Origin of the sequence: Pseudomonas sp. 203-8 (assembly GCF_020708595.1) — a bacterium.
GTDB classification, from domain to species: Bacteria; Pseudomonadota; Gammaproteobacteria; order Pseudomonadales; family Pseudomonadaceae; genus Pseudomonas; species Pseudomonas aeruginosa.
The window spans coordinates 65,269-87,497 of record NZ_JAJFDF010000001.1 but is presented as its reverse complement, the minus strand read 5'-3'; the positions used below and the strand labels follow the sequence as shown (position 1 = coordinate 87,497).

21 protein-coding genes are annotated in these 22,229 nt (G+C 64.6%); 16 read left to right on the top strand and 5 right to left on the bottom strand.

Annotation, left to right across the window (positions count from 1 at the left end; all coding sequences use genetic code 11):
- Nucleotides 1–74: 74 nt before the first annotated feature.
- Nucleotides 75–1,757 (bottom strand): lactate permease LctP family transporter, encoded by a 1,683-nt coding sequence (locus tag LJF27_RS00420; RefSeq protein ID WP_023116778.1) that lies wholly within the window; start codon nt 1,755–1,757, stop codon nt 75–77.
- Between the two features lie 328 nt (nt 1,758–2,085).
- Between LJF27_RS00420 and LJF27_RS00415 the strand changes: the two genes are divergently transcribed.
- Nucleotides 2,086–2,859 carry an FCD domain-containing protein gene (locus LJF27_RS00415; RefSeq protein WP_003095221.1) on the top strand — a complete coding sequence of 258 codons (774 nt, stop codon included), beginning with the start codon at nt 2,086–2,088 and terminating at the stop codon, nt 2,857–2,859.
- Nucleotides 2,860–2,881: 22 nt separating this feature from the next.
- Here the strand turns inward: LJF27_RS00415 and smpB are convergent, their stop codons facing one another.
- Complete coding sequence (gene smpB / locus LJF27_RS00410; protein ID WP_003100496.1) at nt 2,882–3,361, bottom strand: SsrA-binding protein SmpB; 480 nt, start codon at nt 3,359–3,361, stop codon at nt 2,882–2,884.
- 275 nt (nt 3,362–3,636) lie between these two features.
- Here smpB and LJF27_RS00405 point away from each other — a divergent pair, with 275 nt between their 5' ends.
- On the top strand, nt 3,637–4,071 hold the full coding sequence (locus LJF27_RS00405; protein WP_003100497.1) for a type II toxin-antitoxin system RatA family toxin: 435 nt from the start codon (nt 3,637–3,639) through the stop codon (nt 4,069–4,071).
- Nucleotides 4,064–4,369 carry an RnfH family protein gene (locus LJF27_RS00400; protein ID WP_003100502.1) on the top strand — a complete coding sequence of 102 codons (306 nt, stop codon included), beginning with the start codon at nt 4,064–4,066 and terminating at the stop codon, nt 4,367–4,369. Before LJF27_RS00405 ends, LJF27_RS00400 begins: the two co-directional genes overlap by 8 nt.
- 67 nt (nt 4,370–4,436) lie before the next feature.
- Here LJF27_RS00400 and LJF27_RS00395 read toward each other — a convergent pair whose 3' ends face one another.
- On the bottom strand, nt 4,437–4,967 hold the full coding sequence (locus LJF27_RS00395; RefSeq protein ID WP_003113904.1) for an outer membrane protein assembly factor BamE: 531 nt from the start codon (nt 4,965–4,967) through the stop codon (nt 4,437–4,439).
- A gap of 97 nt (nt 4,968–5,064) precedes the next feature.
- Here LJF27_RS00395 and fur point away from each other — a divergent pair, with 97 nt between their 5' ends.
- Nucleotides 5,065–5,469 carry a ferric iron uptake transcriptional regulator gene (fur, locus tag LJF27_RS00390; RefSeq protein WP_003095216.1) on the top strand — a complete coding sequence of 135 codons (405 nt, stop codon included), beginning with the start codon at nt 5,065–5,067 and terminating at the stop codon, nt 5,467–5,469.
- A gap of 69 nt (nt 5,470–5,538) precedes the next feature.
- Here the strand turns inward: fur and recN are convergent, their stop codons facing one another.
- A complete protein-coding gene (gene recN / locus LJF27_RS00385) occupies nt 5,539–7,215 on the bottom strand; it encodes a DNA repair protein RecN (protein WP_003100507.1) in 1,677 nt (558 codons plus the stop codon).
- A 167-nt stretch (nt 7,216–7,382) separates the two neighbouring features.
- Between recN and grpE the strand changes: the two genes are divergently transcribed.
- The 9 genes from grpE to LJF27_RS00340 all read left to right on the top strand — a co-directional run bounded on the left by grpE (nt 7,383) and on the right by LJF27_RS00340 (nt 18,175).
- Nucleotides 7,383–7,943 carry a nucleotide exchange factor GrpE gene (grpE, locus tag LJF27_RS00380; RefSeq protein WP_003095213.1) on the top strand — a complete coding sequence of 187 codons (561 nt, stop codon included), beginning with the start codon at nt 7,383–7,385 and terminating at the stop codon, nt 7,941–7,943.
- Between the two features lie 89 nt (nt 7,944–8,032).
- Nucleotides 8,033–9,946: a molecular chaperone DnaK gene (gene dnaK / locus LJF27_RS00375; protein WP_003095212.1), complete on the top strand. Its 1,914-nt coding sequence runs from the start codon at nt 8,033–8,035 to the stop codon at nt 9,944–9,946.
- A gap of 115 nt (nt 9,947–10,061) precedes the next feature.
- Nucleotides 10,062–11,195, top strand: coding sequence for a molecular chaperone DnaJ (gene dnaJ / locus LJF27_RS00370; RefSeq protein WP_003095211.1), 1,134 nt, complete (start codon nt 10,062–10,064; stop codon nt 11,193–11,195).
- Between the two features lie 60 nt (nt 11,196–11,255).
- Complete coding sequence (gene dapB / locus LJF27_RS00365; protein ID WP_003095210.1) at nt 11,256–12,062, top strand: 4-hydroxy-tetrahydrodipicolinate reductase; 807 nt, start codon at nt 11,256–11,258, stop codon at nt 12,060–12,062.
- Between the two features lie 182 nt (nt 12,063–12,244).
- Nucleotides 12,245–13,381: a glutamine-hydrolyzing carbamoyl-phosphate synthase small subunit gene (gene carA / locus LJF27_RS00360; protein ID WP_003095209.1), complete on the top strand. Its 1,137-nt coding sequence runs from the start codon at nt 12,245–12,247 to the stop codon at nt 13,379–13,381.
- Between the two features lie 11 nt (nt 13,382–13,392).
- A complete protein-coding gene (gene leuE / locus LJF27_RS00355; protein ID WP_003095208.1) occupies nt 13,393–14,043 on the top strand; it encodes a leucine efflux protein LeuE in 651 nt (216 codons plus the stop codon).
- Between the two features lie 19 nt (nt 14,044–14,062).
- Entirely contained in the window at nt 14,063–17,284 is a 3,222-nt protein-coding gene (gene carB / locus LJF27_RS00350) for a carbamoyl-phosphate synthase large subunit (RefSeq protein ID WP_003095207.1), read from the top strand.
- Nucleotides 17,281–17,757 (top strand): transcription elongation factor GreA, encoded by a 477-nt coding sequence (gene greA, locus LJF27_RS00345; protein WP_003095206.1) that lies wholly within the window; start codon nt 17,281–17,283, stop codon nt 17,755–17,757. Before carB ends, greA begins: the two co-directional genes overlap by 4 nt.
- A gap of 10 nt (nt 17,758–17,767) precedes the next feature.
- Nucleotides 17,768–18,175 (top strand): hypothetical protein, encoded by a 408-nt coding sequence (locus LJF27_RS00340; RefSeq protein WP_003113906.1) that lies wholly within the window; start codon nt 17,768–17,770, stop codon nt 18,173–18,175.
- Between the two features lie 40 nt (nt 18,176–18,215).
- Here the strand turns inward: LJF27_RS00340 and yhbY are convergent, their stop codons facing one another.
- The gene (yhbY, locus tag LJF27_RS00335) at nt 18,216–18,530 is read right to left on the bottom strand and encodes a ribosome assembly RNA-binding protein YhbY (RefSeq protein ID WP_003095204.1); all 315 of its coding nucleotides are present in this window, start codon (nt 18,528–18,530) and stop codon (nt 18,216–18,218) included.
- Nucleotides 18,531–18,624: 94 nt separating this feature from the next.
- On the opposite strand from yhbY, the gene rlmE reads away from it, so the two are divergent.
- The 3 genes from rlmE (at nt 18,625) to folP (ending at nt 22,227) form a co-directional block, all read left to right on the top strand.
- Nucleotides 18,625–19,248: a 23S rRNA (uridine(2552)-2'-O)-methyltransferase RlmE gene (gene rlmE / locus LJF27_RS00330; RefSeq protein WP_023116777.1), complete on the top strand. Its 624-nt coding sequence runs from the start codon at nt 18,625–18,627 to the stop codon at nt 19,246–19,248.
- A 198-nt stretch (nt 19,249–19,446) separates the two neighbouring features.
- Nucleotides 19,447–21,366 carry an ATP-dependent zinc metalloprotease FtsH gene (gene ftsH, locus LJF27_RS00325; protein WP_003095200.1) on the top strand — a complete coding sequence of 640 codons (1,920 nt, stop codon included), beginning with the start codon at nt 19,447–19,449 and terminating at the stop codon, nt 21,364–21,366.
- Between the two features lie 9 nt (nt 21,367–21,375).
- Nucleotides 21,376–22,227, top strand: coding sequence for a dihydropteroate synthase (folP, locus tag LJF27_RS00320; RefSeq protein ID WP_003095197.1), 852 nt, complete (start codon nt 21,376–21,378; stop codon nt 22,225–22,227).
- Nucleotides 22,228–22,229 lie beyond the last annotated feature (2 nt).

Here is a 22,229-nt window from a genome sequence, read left to right as displayed (position 1 = left end):
CACGGCGGAAATGGCCGAGGGAGCCGGGCCATTTCCTGCGCAGTATCGCCGACGCGCGGCCGATCAGGGCGCGGTCAGTGCACCAGCATGCCGGTGAATAGGTATGCCTGGGCCAGGGTGATCAGTCCGACCAGCGCGGCGAAGATCAGGCTGTGCTTCAGGGTGAAGCGGAACAGGTCGGATTCCTTGCCGACCATCCCGGTCGCGGCGCAGGCCACGGCGATGGATTGCGGGGAGATCATCTTGCCGGTCACGCCGCCGCTGGTATTGGCGGCCACCAGCAGGGTGTCGCTGACTCCGATCTGGTGCGCGGTGGTCGACTGCAGGGAGCTGAACAGGGCGTTGGAGGATGTATCCGAACCGGTCAGGAATACCCCCAGCCAGCCGAGGAACGGCGAGAAGAACGGGAACGCCGCGCCGGTACCGGCCAGGACCAGGGCCAGGGTGGTGGACATGCCCGAGTAGTTGGTGACGAAGGCGAAGGCCAGGACCATGCCGATGGACAGGATCGGCCACTTCAGCTCCACCAGGACTTCCTTGAAAGTGGTAATACCAATTTTCGTTCCAATGCGCAGGATGAGCATCGATACCAACGCCGAGAGGAAGATCGCCGTGCCGGTGGCGGAGATCGGGTCGAACTTGAATACCGCGGCGATCGGCGTGGCGCTGGTGGCGATCGGTGCGCCCTTGACCACCAGTTGGTCGAGGTGCGGGATGGCGAAGTTGAACACCAGCCAGTAGAGCTCGCCGCCCGGGGCGAACAGGGCCTTGAAAGGTTTCAGGGTCCAGATGGTCACCAGTACGGTGAGCACCAGGAATGGCGACCAGGCCTTGAGGATCTCGCCGAAGCTGTAGGCGGACGGTTCGACGCTGCGTTGCCCGCCGAAGCCGCCACCGGCCACGGCCGCGCCGCCGCTGGCGGCGAGCGCTTCGCTGGCGCCCTGCGGCTGCCAGACCTTGAGGAACAGGGTCAGGGAGACCAGGCTGACCAGCGCCGAGGTGATGTCCGGCAACTCCGGGCCGATGAAGTTGGACGTCAGGTACTGGGTGATGGCGAAGCTGCCGCCGGCGACGATGGCGGCCGGCCAGGTTTCGCGGATGCCGCGCCAGCCGTCCATCATGAACACCAGCCAGAACGGTACCAGGATCGACAGGAACGGCAGTTGGCGGCCGGTCATGGCGCCGATCTTGAAGGCGTCGATGCCGGTCACCTGGCCGGCGACGATGATCGGGATGCCCAGTGCGCCGAAGGCCACCGGCGCAGTGTTGGCGATCAGGCACAGGCCGGCGGCGTAGAGCGGATTGAAGCCGAGGCCGACGAGCAGGGCGGCGGTGATCGCCACCGGCGCGCCGAAACCGGCGGCGCCTTCGAGGAAGGCCCCGAAGGAGAAGCCGATCAGCAGTACCTGCAGGCGCTGGTCGCCGGTAATCGACAGCACCGAGCTGCGGATCACCTCGAACTGGCCGCTCTTCACCGTCAGTTTGTAGAGGAAGACCGCGGCGACGATGATCCAGGCGATCGGCCAGAGACCGTAGAGGAAGCCGTAGCCGGCGGCGGCGAAGGCCATGTCGGCGGGCATGTGGAAGGCGAAGATGGCCACCGCGATGGCCAGCCCCAGGGTGATGCTGCCGGCGATGTGGCCCTTGAGGCGGAATACCGCCAGGGCGAGGAAGAAGAACACGATCGGGATGACGGCCGCGGCGGCCGACAGGCCGAGACTGCCCAGGGGGGTATAGAGTTGTTGCCAGGCTTGCATGGGGGTTGGCTCCCTAATTGTTGTTGGGTTTGCCTGTGACCAGATCGGATACGCGCCAAGACCTGTGTGTGCAAGGGCGCTGGGCAGCCGAACCTGGCAAAGCTCGCATAATTGGTAAGACCAATTTACAAAAGCGAGCGCTCAGGTTAAGAGTCGAGCGTTCGGCGTGTCAATTTGCCCGTCTACGACTTTTGTCTAAGGATGCTCGTGCGGGGCTCGTGGCGCCTCGCTTGTGGTGCGGGGAGCGGCTCGGTACGCTTCCTCTCTTTTTCGCGCTGGGCGCATGGCAGAGGCTTTGCGACGAAACTTCGGGTAAGGGTGTCGGGATATGGAATTTGGTCAGGTCAGGCAGCGCCGTCTGTCGGATGACATCGTTGCGCAACTGGAGGCGATGATCCTGGAGGGCACGCTGAAGTCCGGCGAGCGGCTGCCCGCCGAGCGCGTGCTTGCCGAGCAGTTCGGGGTTTCCCGGCCGTCGCTGCGCGAGGCGATCCAGAAACTGGTGGCGAAGGGGCTGCTGGTCAGCCGCCAGGGTGGCGGCAACTATGTGACCGAATCGCTGGGCGCGACTTTCAGCGATCCGCTGCTGCACCTGCTGGAAGGTAACCCGGAGGCCCAGCGCGACCTGCTGGAGTTTCGCCACACGCTGGAAGGGTCCTGTGCCTACTACGCGGCGCTGCGTGCGACCTCCCTCGATCATCAGCGCCTGACCGAGGCCTTCGAGGCGCTCCAGGCCTGCTATGCGCGCAACGACCAGGTCAGCGCGGAAGAGGGCGCCGCCGACGCGCGCTTCCACCTGGCGATCGCCGAGGCCAGCCACAACACCGTGCTGCTGCACACCATCAAGGGCCTGTTCGACTTGCTGCGGCGCAACGTGGTGACCAATATCGGCGGGATGTACGCGCAGCGCACGGAAACCCGCGCGCAACTGATGGAGCAGCACCAGCGCCTATACGACGCGATCATCAGCGGTCAGGCGGAGCTGGCCCGGGAGGTGTCCAACCAGCACATCCACTATGTGCAGGAGGTCCTGGCGGAGGTCCAGGAAGAGGCGCGCAGGATGAAGCGCTCGCAGCGCCGTCGCAGCGTGCAGGAAGACTAGCGAGGCGCGTGCAGGGAGGCGCTCAGTCGTCCTTGCCGTGGCGCATGGCGCGTTGGATCTCCCGATCGGAGTCGCGCTCCTTCTCGGTGTGGCGCTTGTCGAAGTCCTTCTTGCCCTTGGCCAGGGCGATCTCGCACTTGACCAGGTGCTTCTTCCAGTACATCGACAGGGCGACGCAGGCGTAGCCCTTCTGTTGCACGGCGCCGAACAGCTTGCCCAGTTCGCGCTTGTGCAGCAGCAGCTTGCGCGTGCGCACCGGGTCGGCGATCACGTGCGTGCTGGCGGTGGTCAGGGGCGTGATGTGGCTGCCGAGCAGCCAGGCCTCGCCATCCTTGAGCAGCACGTAGCTGTCGACCAGCTGGGCCTTGCCGGCGCGCAGGCTTTTCACTTCCCAGCCCGCCAGGGCGACGCCCGCCTCGAAGCGTTGTTCGATGAAATAGTCGTGCAGAGCCTTCTTGTTCTGCGCGATGGTCCCCGAAGGGTGTTTCTTCTGCTTAGCCATAGGCGGCGCATTATAGGGAGTCGCCGGCTTCACCGCTATGGGGCGGCGTCGCGCTTGAGGGATAGAGGCGAATTTCGGACAATGCCCACTCTTTTCCTGGCCGCTGGCCAAGGTTTTGTAAGAAAAGTCTTCAAGTGGCGTCAGGCTGCGCTGAGCGTTTTTTCTGCCGAACCCTGGCCCCGGTCGACGGGCGCAGCGCGCCGCCGTGGCGGATGCCGCCGTCCCGCCGGCTATGCTTGGGGAGTCGCCCGCTCGACAGCAGAAGTGAGAGTTCTATGAGCACCCATATCCAGCGTTCGGCGCTGTTGCCTTATCCCGCCCGCGCGCTGTTCGATCTGGTGAACGACGTGAAGCGCTATCCGGAGTTCCTGCCCTGGTGTTCGGCCAGCCAGGTCCTGGAGGAGAGCGAAAGCCTGATGCGCGCCGAGCTGACCGTGGCCAAGGGTAGCCTCAGCCAGCGCTTCACCACCCGCAACGTGTTGGTGCCGGGAGCTTCCATCGAGATGAACCTGGAAAACGGACCGTTCACCGAACTGCATGGCGTCTGGCAGTTCAAGGCGCTGGGCGAGAAGGCCTGCAAGATCACCCTCGACCTGACCTTCGATTACGCCGGGCCGCTGGTCAAGGCGACCCTCGGGCCGCTGTTCACCCAGGCCGCCAACACCATGGTCGACGCGTTCTGCCAGCGCGCCAAGCAACTCTATGGCTGAGATCGCCGTCGAGGTGGTCTACGCGCTGCCGGAGCGACAGGCGTTACTGCGCCTGAGCGTGCCGGCAGGTACCAGCGCACGCGAGGCCGTGCTGCTCTCCGGCATCGGCGAGGCCTTTCCAGGGCTGGATGTGCAAGGTTGCCCGCTGGGTATCTTCGGCAAGCTCCTGGCACGCCCGGAGGAGCGGATGCTGGAGGCTGGCGAGCGGGTGGAGATCTACCGTCCGCTGATCGCCGATCCCAAGGAGGTGCGCAAGCAGCGTGCCGCACGTGCCCGGAGCGAGCGCGAAGGCGGTTAGCCGCGGGGTTTCCTGCGGAAATGAAAAAGCCCGGCGAATGCCGGGCTTTTTCGTGGAACGCCAGCCGTCATTGCGGGCTGGGATCCAGAGGTTCGGGAGTCGGAACCGGTACCGGCTGGGCTTCGTCCACTTCGCGCTGGAGCTGTTCCAGGGTGGAGCCCGGTTTCGGCGGCTCTTCTTTCTGCGCTTCCGGTTTCTGCTGGTCGGCCGGCTGGGTGACGGTGGTGCTGCCTTCCTTGCCGAGGATCGCTTCGTCGCGGCTGACGCCGGGCATGAAGTCGCCGTTCAGGCCGGCCAGCTGGTCGCTGTCGTTGAAGAACAGGCTGACGCGCTCCTGCTGGCGACGACCGCCGCCCGGCTGGATGCTGTAGAGGTAGTCCCAACGATTGGCGTGGAAGGTATCGACGATGAGCGGGTTGCCCATGATAAACCGCACTTGGCGTCGGGTCATTCCGGGACGCAACTGGTCTATCATGTCCTGCGTTACGACGTTGCCTTGCTGGATGTCGATTTTATAGACGCCAGGAAACGAGCAACCGGCGAGTGCGGCAAGCCCCGCGAAAGCGAGACAGGTCAGCATGAGCTTGGCGTTTTGCATCGGTGAGCGACTTCCACTATCTTGGCTGGGCAAATAAAAGCCCGATCATACCCGTATTCCGGGATACTGCGAAACATCCCGCGCTGAGAAAGCAGACATGGTTGAAAATAGCGAACTTCGAAAAGCCGGCCTTAAAGTGACCCTGCCGCGGGTCAAGATCCTGCAGATGCTCGACTCGGCCGAGCAACGCCACATGAGCGCCGAAGACGTGTACAAGGCGCTGATGGAAGCAGGCGAGGACGTGGGCCTGGCAACCGTCTATCGGGTGCTGACCCAGTTCGAGGCCGCCGGCCTGGTGGTGCGTCACAACTTCGATGGCGGCCATGCCGTGTTCGAGCTCGCCGATAGCGGCCACCACGACCACATGGTCTGCGTCGATACCGGCGAGGTGATCGAGTTCATGGATGCGGAAATCGAGAAGCGCCAGAAGGAAATCGTCCGCGAGCGCGGCTTCGAGCTGGTCGATCACAATCTGGTGCTCTACGTGCGCAAGAAGAAGTAGTCGCGCAACGGTTCCATGCGAAAACGGCGACCCTGGGGTCGCCGTTTTCATTTTCCATTGAAGGAACGTTCAGTTCTGGGCGGCCAGGTTGACCAGTTTCTTCGCGTGGGCCAGGGATTCCTTGGTCAGGTCGACGCCGCCGAGCATGCGGGCGATCTCCTCGATCCGCTGGGCCTTGTTCAGGGTGGCGACCGCCGTACGGGTTTCGCTGCTGCCGCGTTCCTTGTGCACGAACAGGTGCTGGTGGCCCTGGGCGGCGACCTGCGGCAAGTGGGTCACGGTGAGGACCTGGCCGCGTTCGCCGAGGCGGCGCAGCAACTGTCCGACCACTTCGGCGGTGGGGCCGCCGATGCCGACGTCGACTTCGTCGAAGACCAGGGTGGGGATGCGCGAGGTCTGTGCCGTGATCACCTGGATCGCCAGGCTGATCCGCGACAGTTCGCCGCCCGAGGCGACCTTGGCCAGCCCTTTCAGCGGCTGCCCGGGGTTGGCGCTGACCAGGAACTCCACGCTTTCCAGTCCGTTGGCCTGCGGCTCGGCGCTGTCGCCGGGATGCAGGACGATGGCGAAGCGCCCCCCGGGCATGCCCAGGCGCTGCATCTCCTGCTCCACGCTGGCGGCAAGAGGTGCGGCCGCGGCCTGGCGCAGGCGGCTCAGTTCTTCGGCTTTTTCCTGGTAATGCCGGGCGTAGGCGGCCAGCTCGTCGCCCAGGCGTCCGACCGCTTCGTCGTCGGCGTTCAGCGCCTCCAGTTCGTCGAACAGGCGCTGCTGCAGGTCGGCCAGTTCGGCGGGCTGGACCCGGTGCTTGCGCGCCAGGGAATAAATGACGTCCAGGCGCTCCTCGACCTGCTGCTGGCGATTGGGATCGGCATCGAAGTGGTCGACGAAGCGGTTCAGTTCGCCGATCGCCTCCTCGACCTGGATCTGCGCGCTGGACAACAGGTTGACCGCTTCGCCGAGAGCGGCGGGCTGGCCGCTGAACGAGGTCAGGCGGTTGAGGCTGGCATTGAGCGCGGAAAGGACGTTGCCGGCATCGCTCTCGCTGCACATTTCCACGACTTGGCGGCAGGCGGCGAGCAGGCTTTCGGCGTTGCTCAGGGTCTTCTGCTCCTGCTCCAGGCTTTCCAGTTCGTTTTCGCCGAGGGACAGGTTTTCCAGTTCTTCCAGCTGGTAGCTGAGCAACTGGTGGCGGGCGCGTTGTTCGTCGCCGCTACGCGACAGGCGTTCGAGTTCCTGGCTGGTCTGCTTCCAGCGTTGCGCGGCGAGCTGCACCTGGCGCGCCAGCTCCTGGCAGCCGGCGTACTCGTCGAGCAGGCGCCGGTGGGTCTCGCTCTTCAGCAGCGACTGGTGCTCGTGCTGGCTATGGATGTCGATCAGCAGTTCGCCCAGGCTCTTCAGGTCGCCCAGCGGGCAGGGCGTGCCGTTGATGTAGGCACGCGAGCGACCTTCGGCAGTGATCACCCGGCGCAGGATGCACGGACCGTCCTGTTCCAGGTCGCGCTCGGCGAGCCAGTCGCGGGCCTCGGCGATGGCACTGACGTCGAAGCTGGCGAGAATGTCGGCCTTGTCCGCTCCGGGACGTACCGCGCCGCTGTCGGCGCGGTCGCCGAGGGTAAGGCCGAGGGCGTCGAGCATGATCGACTTGCCCGCACCGGTTTCGCCGGTGATCACGCTCATGCCGGTAGCGAGTTCGAGATCCAGGTGCTCGACGATGGCGTAGTTGTGAACGGACAGGTGAACCAGCATGGCGGGCGGCTCCGTGGGTTTTGTCTGGTTATTTATACAGTATTTTTTCCGGCTGGCAATTGCCGCTCGCCCCTTGAACCGTGGAAAGCCGTCCCCATATAGCCGGCAACGTTGCGAACTTATGCGTTCGCCTTGTATTTGCCAGCTTATTTTTGAAGGAGAGTGGCATGGCTGACGAACAGCAGACCCTGGATCAACAGACCCCCGAGCAGCCCACCGGCGCCGCCGAGGACCTGACCGCCCGCGTGCAGGAACTGGAAGAGCAGCTGGCTGCCGCCCAGGACCAGGCGCTGCGCATGGTCGCGGATCTGCAGAACGTACGCCGGCGTGCGGAGCAGGATGTCGAGAAGGCGCACAAGTTCGCGCTGGAGAAATTCGCCGGCGACCTGCTGGCGGTGGTCGACACCCTCGAGCGCGGCCTGGAGATGTCCGATCCCAACGACGAGGCGATCAAGCCGATGCGCGAAGGGATGGAACTGACCCTGAAGATGTTCGACGACACCCTGCGCCGCTACCAGGTGGAGGCGCTGAACCCGGAAGGCGAGCCTTTCAACCCCGAGCAGCACCAGGCGATGGCCATGCAGGAAAGCGCTTCGGCCGAGCCGGGCAGTGTCCTCAAGGTGTTCCAGAAAGGCTACCTGCTCAACGGCCGCCTGCTGCGTCCGGCGATGGTGGTAGTCAGCAAGGCGCCGGCGGAAACCCCGCCGTCCATCGACGAGCAGGCTTGAAATTCGACGCGACGACCCCATCTGGGTAGTCAACCGAGCACGAGACCCACGGGCGGGTCGCACGGAATCAAAGTTTCTGGAGAGTGAATATGGGCAAAATCATTGGCATCGACCTGGGTACCACCAACTCCTGCGTGGCTATCCTGGAGAACGGTAACGTCAAGGTCATCGAGAACGCCGAGGGCGCGCGTACCACCCCCTCGATCATCGCCTACACCAACGATGGCGAAACCCTGGTGGGCCAGCCGGCCAAGCGCCAGGCGGTCACCAACCCGCAGAACACCCTGTATGCGGTGAAGCGCCTGATCGGCCGTCGCTTCGAAGAGAACGTGGTTCAGAAAGACATCCAGATGGTGCCGTACAGCATCGTCAAGGCCGACAACGGCGACGCCTGGGTGGAAGTGAAGGGCCAGAAGATGGCGCCTCCGCAGATTTCCGCCGAAGTGCTGAAGAAAATGAAGAAGACCGCCGAAGACTACCTCGGCGAGCCGGTCACCGAAGCGGTGATCACCGTTCCGGCTTACTTCAACGACAGCCAGCGCCAGGCCACCAAGGACGCCGGCCGCATCGCCGGCCTCGACGTCAAGCGGATCATCAACGAGCCGACCGCGGCGGCGCTGGCCTATGGCCTGGACAAGGCCAAGGGCGACCACACCGTGATCGTCTATGACCTGGGCGGCGGTACCTTCGACGTGTCGGTGATCGAGATCGCCGAAGTCGACGGCGAGCACCAGTTCGAAGTGCTGGCCACCAACGGCGACACCTTCCTCGGCGGCGAAGACTTCGACATCCGCCTGATCGACTACCTCGTCGACGAGTTCAAGAAGGAAAGCGGCATCAACCTGAAGGGCGACCCGCTGGCCATGCAGCGTCTGAAGGAAGCGGCCGAGAAAGCCAAGATCGAGCTGTCCTCGACCCAGCAGACCGACGTCAACCTGCCGTATGTGACTGCCGACGCGAGCGGTCCGAAGCACCTGAACGTCAAGGTTTCCCGCGCCAAGCTGGAGTCCCTGGTCGAAGACCTGGTGCAGCGCACCATCGAGCCGTGCCGCACCGCGCTGAAGGATGCCGGCCTGGATGTTTCCGATATCCATGAAGTGATCCTGGTCGGCGGCCAGACCCGCATGCCGCTGGTACAGAAGACCGTTGCCGAGTTCTTCGGCAAGGAAGCGCGCAAGGACGTCAACCCGGACGAAGCCGTGGCTGTCGGTGCCGCCATCCAGGGCGCGGTCCTGGCCGGCGACGTGAAGGACGTGCTGCTGCTCGACGTGACCCCGCTGACCCTCGGCATCGAGACCCTGGGCGGCGTGATGACCGGTCTGATCGAGAAGAACACCACCATCCCGACCAAGAAGTCGCAGGTGTTCTCCACCGCCGACGACAACCAGGGCGCGGTGACCATCCACGTGCTGCAGGGCGAGCGCAAGCAGGCCGCGCAGAACAAGTCGCTGGGCAAGTTCGACCTGGCCGACATTCCGCCGGCTCCGCGCGGCGTGCCGCAGATCGAGGTGACCTTCGATATCGATGCCAACGGCATCCTGCACGTCTCGGCGAAGGACAAGGCCACCGGCAAGCAGCAGTCCATCGTGATCAAGGCATCCTCCGGCCTGTCCGAGGATGAGATCCAGCAGATGGTCCGCGATGCCGAGGCGAACGCCGAGGAGGACCGCAAGTTCGAGGAACTGGCTGCCGCTCGCAACCAGGGCGACGCGCTGGTCCACGCGACCCGCAAGATGATCACCGAGGCGGGCGACAAGGCCACCGCCGAGGACAAGGCGACCATCGAGAAGGCGCTGGGCGAGCTGGAAGCGGCGGTGAAGGGCGACGACAAGGCCGAGATCGAGGCCAAGATGAACGCTCTGTCCCAGGCTTCCACCCCGCTGGCGCAGAAGATGTACGCCGAACAGGCCCAGCAGGGCGAAGACGCTCCCCAGGGCGAGCAGGCGAAAGCCGCTGACGACGTGGTGGACGCCGAGTTCGAAGAGGTCAAGGACAACAAGTAAGCCCCGGCTTGCTTCTGCCCCGCGTGCCGGCCAGGCCGGTACGCATGATCCGCCACGCGGGAGCCTGCTCCCGCGTTGGCGTGTCTGGAGGGTCCTTAATTGAGACGGAAAGGTTATGGCGAAACGAGACTTTTACGAGGTTCTGGGGGTTGAGCGTGGCGCCAGCGAGGCGGACCTGAAGAAGGCCTACCGCCGCCTGGCGATGAAATATCACCCGGACCGCAATCCTGGCGACAAGGAAGCCGAGGACAAGTTCAAGGAGGCCAACGAGGCCTACGAGGTCCTCTCCGATGCCAGCAAGCGGGCGGCCTACGACCAGTACGGCCATGCCGGCGTCGATCCGAATATGGGTGGGGGCGCTGGCGCCGGTTTCGGCGGGGCGAGCTTCTCCGACATCTTCGGCGATGTGTTCAGCGATTTCTTCGGTGGCGGCGGTGCCCGCGGTGGCTCGCGCGGCGGCGCGCAGCGCGGCGCGGACCTGCGCTACACCCTGGACCTCGACCTGGAGGAGGCGGTACGTGGCACCACCGTCACCATCCGCGTGCCGACCCTGGTCGGTTGCAAGACCTGCAACGGCAGCGGCGCCAAGCCCGGTACCACACCGGTCACCTGCACCACTTGCGGCGGTATCGGCCAGGTGCGCATGCAGCAGGGCTTCTTCTCGGTCCAGCAGACCTGCCCGCGCTGCCACGGCACCGGCAAGATGATTTCCGATCCCTGTGGCTCCTGCCATGGCCAGGGGCGCGTGGAAGAGCAGAAGACCCTGTCGGTGAAGGTGCCGGCCGGCGTCGACACCGGCGACCGCATCCGCCTCACCGGCGAAGGCGAGGCCGGCAGCATGGGTGGTCCGGCGGGCGACCTGTACGTGGTGGTCAATGTGCGCGAGCACCCGATCTTCCAGCGCGACGGCAAGCATCTGTACTGCGAAGTGCCGATCAGTTTCGCCGACGCTGCGCTGGGCGGCGAGCTGGAAGTGCCGACCCTGGATGGCCGGGTCAAGCTGAAGATTCCGGAAAGCACCCAGACCGGCAAGCTGTTCCGCCTGCGCGGCAAGGGCGTGGCCCCGGTGCGCGGCGGCGGCGCCGGCGACCTGATGTGCAAGGTGGTGGTGGAAACCCCGGTGAACCTGGACAAGCGCCAGCGCGAGCTGCTCGAGGAGTTCCGCAAGTCGTTGCAGAGCGACACCTCGCATTCGCCCAAGGCCAGTGGCTGGTTCGAAGGCATGAAGCGTTTCTTCGACGACCTATAAACAAAAAAAGCCATGGGCGCGGCCTGACAGCCGCGTCCGGGTTCCGCGTGGAGTGGTTTTATGCGACGTATAGCCGTAGTGGGCGCCGCCGGGCGCATGGGCAAGAACCTGATCGAGGCCGTTCAGCAGACCGGCGGTGCCGCCGGGCTGACGGCGGCGGTGGATCGTCCGGATAGCACCCTGGTGGGGGCGGACGCCGGCGAGCTGGCCGGTCTCGGCCGGATCGGCGTGCCGCTGTCCGGGGACCTGGGCAAGGTCTGCGAGGAGTTCGACGTCCTGATCGACTTCACCCATCCCTCCGTAACCCTGAAGAACATCGAGCAGTGCCGCAAGGCGCGCCGGGCGATGGTCATCGGCACCACCGGCTTCAGCGCCGACGAGAAGCTGCTGCTGGCCGAGGCGGCGAAGGATATCCCGATCGTCTTCGCTGCCAACTTCAGCGTCGGCGTGAACCTTTGCCTGAAGCTTCTGGATACCGCGGCACGGGTGCTGGGCGACGAAGTGGATATCGAGATCATCGAGGCCCATCACCGGCACAAGGTCGATGCGCCGTCCGGCACCGCCTTGCGCATGGGCGAGGTGGTAGCCCAGGCGCTCGGTCGGGACCTTCAGGAAGTGGCGGTCTACGGACGCGAGGGGCAGACCGGCGCGCGGGCGCGGGAAACCATCGGCTTCGCCACCGTGCGCGCCGGCGACGTGGTGGGCGACCACACCGTGCTGTTCGCCGCCGAGGGCGAGCGCGTGGAGATCACCCACAAGGCTTCCAGTCGCATGACCTTCGCCCGTGGCGCGGTGCGTGCGGCGCTGTGGCTGGAGGGCAAAGAGAATGGCCTGTACGACATGCAGGATGTGCTCGGTCTACGCTGAGACGCTGCCGCACGTCGTCTTATTGGTGGACCGGAATGTCGCGATTCTGTAAACTACAGCTTTAGTGTGTCCACTAAAAGCAGCGCAGCATGAATCGAAAAAAAGCGGGATGACTCTTCACGGTGTCATCCCGCTTTTTTACACCTGCGCGACCAGTCAGGCTTGATTTACGGGAGGTCTTCTTGACTAAGCCAGCCATACTTGCACTTGCCGACGGCAGCATTTTTCGCGGTGAAGCCATCGGTGCCGACGGCCAGACCGTTGGCGAGGTGGTGTTCAACACCGCCATGACCGGCTACCAGGAAATCCTTACCGATCCTTCCTACGCCCAGCAGATCGTCACCCTGACCTACCCGCACATCGGCAATACCGGTACCACCCCGGAAGACGCCGAGGCCAACCGTGTCTGGGCCGCCGGCCTGATCATTCGCGACCTGCCGCTGATCGCCAGCAACTGGCGCAGCAAGCAGTCGCTGCCTGACTACCTGAAAGCCAACGGCACCGTCGCCATCGCCGGCATCGATACCCGTCGCCTGACTCGCATCCTCCGCGAGAAGGGTTCGCAGAACGGCTGCATCCTGGCTGGTGCCGACGCTACCGAGGAACGCGCGCTGGAGCTGGCTCGCGCCTTCCCCGGCCTGAAGGGCATGGACCTGGCCAAGGAGGTCACCACCGCCGAGCGCTACGAGTGGCGCTCCAGCGTCTGGAACCTGGAAAGCGACAGTCACCCGGAGATCCCGGCCGGTGAACTGCCGTATCACGTGGTGGCCTACGACTACGGCGTGAAGCTGAACATCCTGCGCATGCTGGTGGCGCGCGGCTGCCGCCTGACCGTGGTGCCGGCGCAGACACCGGCCAGCGAAGTGCTGGCGCTGAACCCTGACGGCATCTTCCTTTCCAACGGCCCCGGCGACCCCGAACCGTGCGACTACGCGATCCAGGCGATCCGCGAATTCCTCGATACCGAGATCCCGGTGTTCGGCATCTGCCTCGGCCATCAGTTGCTGGCCCTGGCCTCTGGCGCCAAGACCCTGAAGATGGGCCACGGCCACCACGGCGCCAACCACCCGGTGCAGGACCTGGACAGCGGCGTGGTGATGATCACCAGCCAGAACCACGGTTTCGCGGTCGACGAGAGCACCTTGCCGGACAACCTGCGAGCCACTCACAAGTCGCTGTTCGACGGTACCCTGCAGGGTATCGAGCGCACCGACAAGGTCGCTTTCAGCTTCCAGGGCCACCCCGAGGCGAGCCCCGGTCCGCATGACGTCGCCCCGCTGTTCGACCGCTTCATCTCGGCGATGGCCGAGCGTCGCTGAGGAGCAGAGCCATGCCGACCCTGGGGATAACCGATTTCTGGACCTACGTGCTGGGTGTGGTTTTCGTGATCCTGTTGCCCGGACCGAACTCGTTGTTCGTCCTCGCGACTTCGGCCCAGCGTGGCGTGGCGACCGGCTACCGGGCCGCCTGCGGCGTGTTCCTCGGCGACGCGGTGCTGATGCTGCTGTCGGCCCTTGGCGTGGCGTCCCTGCTGAAGGCCGAGCCGATGCTGTTCATCGGCCTGAAGTACCTCGGTGCGGCCTACCTGTTCTATCTCGGCGTCGGCATGCTGCGGGGCGCCTGGCGCAAGCTGCGCAATCCCGAAGCGACGGCGGCGCAGGCCGAACAGGTGGATGTCCACCAGCCGTTCCGCAAGGCGCTGCTGCTCAGCCTGTCGAATCCCAAGGCGATCCTGTTCTTCATCTCCTTCTTCATCCAGTTCGTCGATCCCGGCTATGCCTATCCGGGCCTGTCGTTCCTGGTGCTGGCGGTGATCCTGGAACTGGTCAGCGCCCTTTACCTGAGCTTCCTGATTTTCACCGGTGTGCGGCTGGCGGCCTGGTTCCGCCGGCGGCAACGGTTGGCTGCCGGCGCCACTTCGGGCGTCGGCGCCCTGTTCGTCGGCTTTGGTGTGAAGCTGGCCACCGCAACCCTGTCCTGATTATTGCAACGAGAGTCCCATGCCAAAACGTACAGACATAAAGAGCATCCTGATCCTCGGTGCCGGCCCCATCGTGATTGGCCAGGCCTGCGAATTCGACTACTCCGGCGCCCAGGCCTGCAAGGCCCTGCGCGAGGAGGGCTACCGCGTCATCCTGGTGAACTCCAACCCCGCGACCATCATGACCGACCCGGCGATGGCCGACGCGACCTACATCGAGCCGATCAAGTGGGCCACCGTGGCCAAGATCATCGAGAAGGAACGCCCCGACGCGCTGCTGCCGACCATGGGCGGCCAGACTGCGCTGAACTGCGCCCTGGACCTGGAGCGCCACGGCGTGCTGGAGAAGTTCGGCGTGGAGATGATCGGCGCCAATGCCGATACCATCGACAAGGCCGAGGACCGCTCGCGCTTCGACAAGGCGATGAAGGATATCGGCCTGGCCTGTCCGCGCTCGGGCATCGCCCACAGCATGGAGGAGGCCTACGGCGTGCTCGAGCAGGTCGGCTTCCCCTGCATCATCCGTCCGTCCTTCACCATGGGCGGCACCGGCGGCGGTATCGCCTACAACCGTGAAGAGTTCGAAGAGATCTGCGCCCGTGGCCTCGACCTGTCGCCGACCAACGAGCTGCTGATCGACGAGTCGCTGATCGGCTGGAAGGAATACGAGATGGAGGTGGTCCGCGACAAGAAGGACAACTGCATCATCGTCTGCTCCATCGAGAACTTCGACCCGATGGGCGTGCACACCGGTGACTCGATCACCGTGGCACCGGCGCAGACCCTGACCGACAAGGAATACCAGATCATGCGCAACGCCTCGCTGGCGGTATTGCGCGAGATCGGCGTGGAAACCGGCGGTTCCAACGTGCAGTTCGGCATCTGCCCGAACACCGGGCGCATGGTGGTGATCGAGATGAACCCGCGGGTTTCCCGCTCCTCGGCCCTGGCCTCCAAGGCCACCGGTTTCCCGATCGCCAAGATCGCCGCCAAGCTGGCGGTCGGCTACACCCTCGACGAACTGCAGAACGACATCACCGGCGGTCGCACCCCGGCGTCGTTCGAGCCGGCCATCGACTACGTGGTGACCAAGATCCCGCGCTTCGCCTTCGAGAAATTCCCGAAAGCCGATGCCCGCCTGACCACCCAGATGAAGTCGGTCGGCGAAGTCATGGCCATCGGCCGGACCTTCCAGGAGTCGGTGCAGAAAGCCTTGCGCGGCCTGGAAGTCGGCGCCACCGGCTTCGATCCGAAGCTCGACCTGAACGACCCGGAGGCCGACAGCATCCTCAAGCGCGAGCTGACCGTGCCCAGCGCCGAGCGTGTCTGGTACGTCGCCGACGCCTTCCGCGCCGGCAAGAGCGTCGAGGAAGTGTTCGAGCTGACCCGCATCGACGAATGGTTCCTGGTGCAGATCGAGGATCTGGTCAAGGACGAGGAGAAGGTCAAGACCCTCGGCCTGTCCTCCATCGATCGCGAGCTGATGTACAAGCTCAAGCGCAAGGGCTTCTCCGACGCGCGCCTGGCCAAGCTGCTCGGCGTCACCGAGAAGAACCTGCGCAGCCATCGCCACAAGCTGAAGGTACTGCCGGTCTACAAGCGCGTCGATACCTGCGCCGCCGAGTTCGCCACCGACACCGCCTACATGTATTCGACCTATGAGGAAGAGTGCGAGGCCAACCCGTCGAGCCGCGAGAAGATCATGATCCTCGGCGGCGGTCCGAACCGCATCGGCCAGGGCATCGAGTTCGACTACTGCTGCGTGCACGCGGCGCTGGCGATGCGCGAAGACGGCTACGAGACCATCATGGTCAACTGCAACCCGGAAACCGTCTCCACCGACTATGACACCTCCGACCGCCTGTACTTCGAGCCGGTGACCCTCGAGGACGTCCTTGAGATCGTCCGCGTCGAGCAGCCCAAGGGCGTGATCGTCCAGTACGGCGGCCAGACCCCGCTGAAGCTCTGCCGCGCCCTCGAAGAGGCCGGCGTGCCGATCATCGGCACCAGCCCGGACGCCATCGACCGTGCCGAAGACCGCGAGCGCTTCCAGCAGATGGTCCAGCGCCTGAACCTGCGCCAGCCGGCCAACGCCACCGCGCGCAGCGAAGACGAGGCCCTGGCCGCGTCCAAGGCCATCGGATATCCGCTGGTGGTTCGCCCGTCCTACGTGCTGGGCGGGCGGGCGATGGAAATCGTCTACCAGGAAGAAGAACTCAAGCGCTACATGCGCGAGGCGGTGCAGGTTTCCAACGACAGCCCGGTGCTGCTCGACCACTTCCTCAACTGCGCCATCGAAGTCGACATCGACGCGGTATGCGACGGCGAGATCGTGGTGATCGGCGCGATCATGCAGCACATCGAGCAGGCTGGCGTTCACTCCGGCGACTCCGCCTGTTCGCTGCCGCCGTACTCGCTGCCGCAGCACATCCAGGACGAGATCCGCGAGCAGGTCAAGAAAATGGCCCTGGAGCTTGGCGTGGTCGGCCTCATGAACGTGCAGATGGCGGTGCAGGGCGAGGATATCTTCGTCATCGAGGTCAATCCGCGCGCCTCGCGTACCGTGCCGTTCGTCTCCAAGTGCGTCGGCGAGTCGCTGGCCAAGGTCGCCGCCCGCGTCATGGCCGGCAAGACCCTGGCCGAGGTCGGCTTCACCCAGGAAATCATCCCGCCGTTCTTCAGCGTCAAGGAAGCGGTGTTCCCGTTCGCCAAGTTCCCCGGCGTCGATCCGATCCTCGGCCCGGAAATGAAGTCCACTGGTGAAGTGATGGGCGTCGGTGATAGCTTTGCCGAAGCCTTTGCCAAGGCTCAGTTGGGGGCCAGCGAGATTCTCCCGACCGCCGGTTGCGCCTTCATCAGCGTCCGCGAAGACGACAAGCCGTTCGCCGCCCAGGTGGCTGGCGACCTGGTCGCGCTGGGCTTCGAAGTGGTAGCCACCGCCGGTACCGCGCGTGTCATCGAGGCCGCGGGCCTGCCGGTGCGTCGCGTGAACAAGGTGACCGAAGGTCGCCCGCACGTGGTGGACATGATCAAGAACGACGAGGTCACCCTGATCATCAACACCACCGAGGGCCGGCAGTCCATCGCTGACTCCTACTCCATTCGTCGAAACGCCCTGCAGCACAAGATCTGCTGCACCACCACCATTGCGGGTGGGCAGGCGATCTGTGAGGCGCTCAAGTTCGGTCCCGAGAAGACCGTTCGGCGTCTGCAGGATCTCCACGCAGGAATCAAGGCATGAGCAAGTTCCCCATGACCGTCCAGGGCGCCCGCGCCCTGGAAGAAGAAGTGAAACACCTGAAGGGCGTGCTGCGCCCGCAGATCAGCCAGGCCATCGCCGAAGCGCGTGAACTGGGCGACCTCAAGGAAAACGCCGAGTACCATGCGGCGCGTGAACAGCAGGGCATGGTCGAGGCGCGTATCCGCGACATCGAGGCCAAGCTGTCCAACGCCCAGGTCATCGATGTCACCGCCATCCCGCACAGCGGCAAGGTGATCTTCGGCACCACCGTCGACATCGCCAATGTCGAGACCGACGAGACCGTGACCTACCAGATCGTCGGCGACGACGAGGCGGATATCAAGGGTGGCAAGATCTCGGTGAATTCGCCGATCGCCCGTGCGCTGATCGGCAAGACCGAAGGCGATGCCGTGCTGGTGAGAACCCCGGGCGGCGACGTCGAGTACGAGATCGTCGAGGTTCGCCATATCTAAGCGCGCCCCGTTGCGCGCAGGCGCGATCAGTTGGCTGCTGGCCCAGACGTTCTGGGTCGGCGGCCTCTGGTTGCTGCAGTTCGTGGTCCTGCCTGCGTTGGCCAAGACCGGACTGGCGCCGCTGCTGGTGGAAACCGTAGCCGCGGCGTTGACGCCGCTGCTGATCGGCTTCGCCGGATTCTGTGCGGCGCTGCAGGCGCTGGTGTTGGTGTCGAGCCACGGGCCGAGGAGCCTCTGGCGAGACCTTCGCGGTCAGTTGTTGCTCGCCGTCGCGCTGCTCTGCCTGGTGTATTTCCTGGTGCGTGGGCTGGCGCCCGAGGCGGTGCGCTGGCTGCTGTTCAACTACCTGGCGGTGGCGATGTGTGGCCTGCTGCTGGTGTTGCAGCCGGTACCGGGGCGGGACGAGGAAGGCGTCTGAACCAGGTCGGGAAGTTTCCCGACCTTGGTTGGATGGGGCATCAGATGCCGGCGAAACGGCTGATGTTCGAGAGATTCTTGTTCGGCTTCGGGTTCTTCCGATAGACCAGCGCCATCTTGCCGATGCTTTGCACCAGGTCGCTGCGCGACTGCGCGCAGAGTTCGTCGAGCAGGGCGCGGCGATCGTCGCGCTCGGCCAGCGCCAGTTTCACCTTGATCAGTTCGTGATCGTTGAGTGCGCGCTCGAGTTCGGCGAGAACGCCTTCGGTCAAGCCGTTCTCGGCTACGATCAATACCGGTTTCAGGTGGTGACCGATAGATTTGAACTGTTTCTTCTGCTCTTGAGTGAGCGCCATAATCAGACCCCTGGGAAAAAGTCGTCTATTTTACCCCAGTTTTAGTCCAAGTGATGCTGCCCCCGCCGACCGGGGGTGCCCGAAGAGGTATTCCGTGGCCCGCTCCAAAACCAGCCAGCGTTGGCTGAAAGAACATTTCGACGATCCCTACGTGAAGATGGCCCAGCGCGATGGCTATCGCTCGCGCGCCAGCTACAAGCTGCTGGAGATCCAGGAGAAGGACCGCATCCTGCGTCCGGGCATGACCGTGGTCGACCTGGGCGCCGCGCCGGGCGGGTGGTCGCAGGTCACCAGCCGGGTGATCGGCGACCGCGGCCGGCTGATCGCTTCGGACATCCTCGAGATGGACAGCATCCCCGACGTCACCTTTATCCAGGGCGACTTCACCGAGGACGCGGTGTTCGCGCGGATCCTCGAGGCGATCGGCGACCATCCGGTAGACCTTGTGATTTCCGATATGGCCCCCAATATGAGTGGAGTGCGGGCCTCCGACCAGCCGCGCGCCATGTATCTCTGCGAACTGGCGCTGGACCTGGCCGGCCGTGTGCTGCGGCCGGGCGGCGATTTCCTGATCAAGATCTTCCAGGGCGAAGGTTTCGACCAGTACCACAAGCAGGCCCGGGAAATGTTCGACAAGGTACAGATGCGCAAGCCCCTGTCGTCGCGTGATCGTTCGCGGGAACAGTATCTGCTCGCACGCGCCTTTCGCGGGGAATAGACTGGAATGATTGACCCTATAGCCTGTCTATTGGTCGATGACCTGTTGTGCCGGGACGGGCGAGGGTTCATAAAGGGTTACAGACAACGCCTGCGTGCGCGGGCGCTTGTGTAGTACTTTTGGCCGGAAGGAGTCTGGCCGTCGTGTGAAGCGGTTTCCAGGACGGAGCCGGCTTCAGAGGGTAGTCAATTGAACGACATGGCAAAGAATCTGATTCTGTGGCTGATCATCGCGGCGGTACTGGTGACCGTGATGAACAATTTCTCGAGCCCGAGCGAGCCACAGACGCTGAACTACTCGGACTTCATCCAGCAGGTCAAGGATGGCAAGGTCGAGCGAGTGACCGTGGATGGCTATGTCATCACCGGCAAGCGTAGCGACGGCGATACCTTCAAGACCATCCGCCCGGCGATCCAGGACAACGGCCTGATCGGCGACCTGGTCAACAACAACGTCGTGGTCGAGGGCAAGCAGCCCGAACAGCAGAGCATCTGGACCCAGTTGCTGGTCGCCAGCTTCCCGATCCTGGTGATCATCGCCGTCTTCATGTTCTTCATGCGCCAGATGCAGGGTGGCGGCGGCGGTCGCGGCGGCCCGATGAGCTTCGGCAAGAGCAAGGCGCGCCTGCTGTCCGAGGACCAGGTCAAGACCACCTTCGCTGACGTCGCCGGCTGCGACGAGGCCAAGGAGGAGGTCAGCGAGCTGGTCGAGTTCCTTCGCGATCCGGGCAAGTTCCAGCGCCTGGGCGGCCGTATCCCGCGCGGCGTGCTGATGGTCGGCCCGCCCGGCACCGGCAAGACCCTGCTGGCCAAGGCCATCGCCGGCGAAGCCAAGGTGCCGTTCTTCACCATTTCCGGTTCCGACTTCGTCGAGATGTTCGTCGGCGTGGGCGCTTCCCGTGTCCGCGACATGTTCGACCAGGCCAAGAAGCATGCGCCGTGCATCATCTTCATCGATGAGATCGACGCCGTCGGCCGCCATCGCGGCGCCGGCCTGGGCGGTGGTCACGACGAGCGCGAGCAGACCCTCAACCAGTTGCTGGTGGAGATGGATGGCTTCGAGATGAACGATGGCATCATCGTCATCGCTGCCACCAACCGTCCGGACGTTCTGGACCCGGCGCTGCTGCGTCCGGGCCGCTTCGACCGCCAGGTGGTGGTCGGCTTGCCGGATATCCGCGGGCGCGAACAGATCCTCAAGGTGCACATGCGCAAGGTGCCGCTGGGCGACCATGTCGATCCTGCCGTCATCGCCCGCGGTACGCCCGGTTTTTCCGGCGCCGACCTGGCCAACCTAGTCAACGAGGCTTCGCTGTTCGCCGCGCGCTCCAACAAGCGCATCGTCGACATGCGCGAGTTCGAGCTGGCCAAGGACAAGATCATGATGGGCGCCGAGCGCAAGACCATGGTCATGTCCGAGAAGGAGAAGCGCAACACCGCCTACCACGAAGCCGGCCACGCCATCGTCGGTCGCCTGGTGCCGGAGCATGACCCGGTCTACAAGGTGTCCATCATTCCGCGCGGACGCGCCCTGGGCGTGACCATGTTCCTCCCCGAGGAAGATCGCTACAGCCTGTCCAAGCGCGCGCTGGAAAGCCAGATCTGCTCGCTGTTCGGCGGCCGTATCGCGGAAGAGATGACCCTCGGCTTCGAAGGCGTCACCACTGGCGCTTCCAACGACATCATGCGTGCTACCCAGTTGGCGCGAAACATGGTGACCAAGTGGGGTCTGTCCGAGAAGCTCGGCCCGCTGATGTACGCGGAGGAGGAGGGCGAGGTGTTCCTCGGCCGTAGCGCCGGCAGCCAGCACGCCAATGTGTCGGGCGAGACCGCCAAGATGATCGACCAGGAAGTCCGGCGCATCATCGACGACTGCTACGGTACCGCCAAGCGACTGCTCGACGAGAACCGCGACAAGCTGGAGATGATGGCCGACGCACTGATGAAGTACGAAACCATCGACTCCGACCAGATCGACGACATCATGGCCGGTCGCGTGCCGCGCGAGCCGCGTGACTGGCAGGGTGGTTCGGGTACCGGCACTCCGCCGGCCAACCTGGAAGAGTCGGGCCGCCGCGAGAACACCCCTCCCATCGGTGGGCCGGCCGGCGAGCACTGAGAGCCCTGAATGAGCAATCCGCAATACCCGACCCGACTGCCTTGCGGCAGTCGGGTTCTTGATTTGGCCCGCCCACATGTCATGGGCATCCTCAATGTCACCCCCGATTCCTTTTCCGATGGCGGCCGTTACGACCGGCTGGACGATGCCCTGCGGCATGCCGAGCGCATGGTGCGGGAAGGCGCAACGCTCATCGACGTCGGCGGCGAGTCGACCCGTCCCGGTGCGCGCAGCGTTTCTCCGACGGAGGAGCTGGAGCGGGTCGCTCCGGTAGTCGAACGCATCGCTCGCGAGCTGGACGTCGTGATTTCGGTGGATACCTCCACGCCCGCGGTCATGCGCGAAACTGCGCGTCTCGGAGCGGGTCTGATCAACGACGTCCGTTCGCTGCAGCGCGACGGTGCGCTGGATGCTGCGGTGGATAGCGGCCTGGCGGTCTGCCTCATGCACATGCGTGGAGAACCGCAGACCATGCAGGATGCGCCTGCCTACCAGGATGTGGTGGCGGAAGTCGGCGCGTTCCTGCAGGAGCGTGTGGATGCCTGCGTGGCGGCCGGAATCGACCGCGAGCGGCTGTTGCTGGATCCGGGTTTCGGTTTTGCCAAGACACTGGAGCACAACCTGGTGCTGTTCAGGCATCTGCAGGCACTCCATGGCCTGGGCTTGCCGTTGTTGGTCGGCGTTTCGCGCAAGAGCATGATCGGCAAGGTACTGGGGCGGGAGGTGGACGAACGCCTCTACGGCAGCCTAGCTCTGGCGGCCCTGGCGCTGGCCAAGGGCGCACGGATAATTCGAGTGCATGACGTGGCGGCGACCGTCGACGTGATGCGAATGATCTCCGCCGTTGAAATGGCGGATTGAGC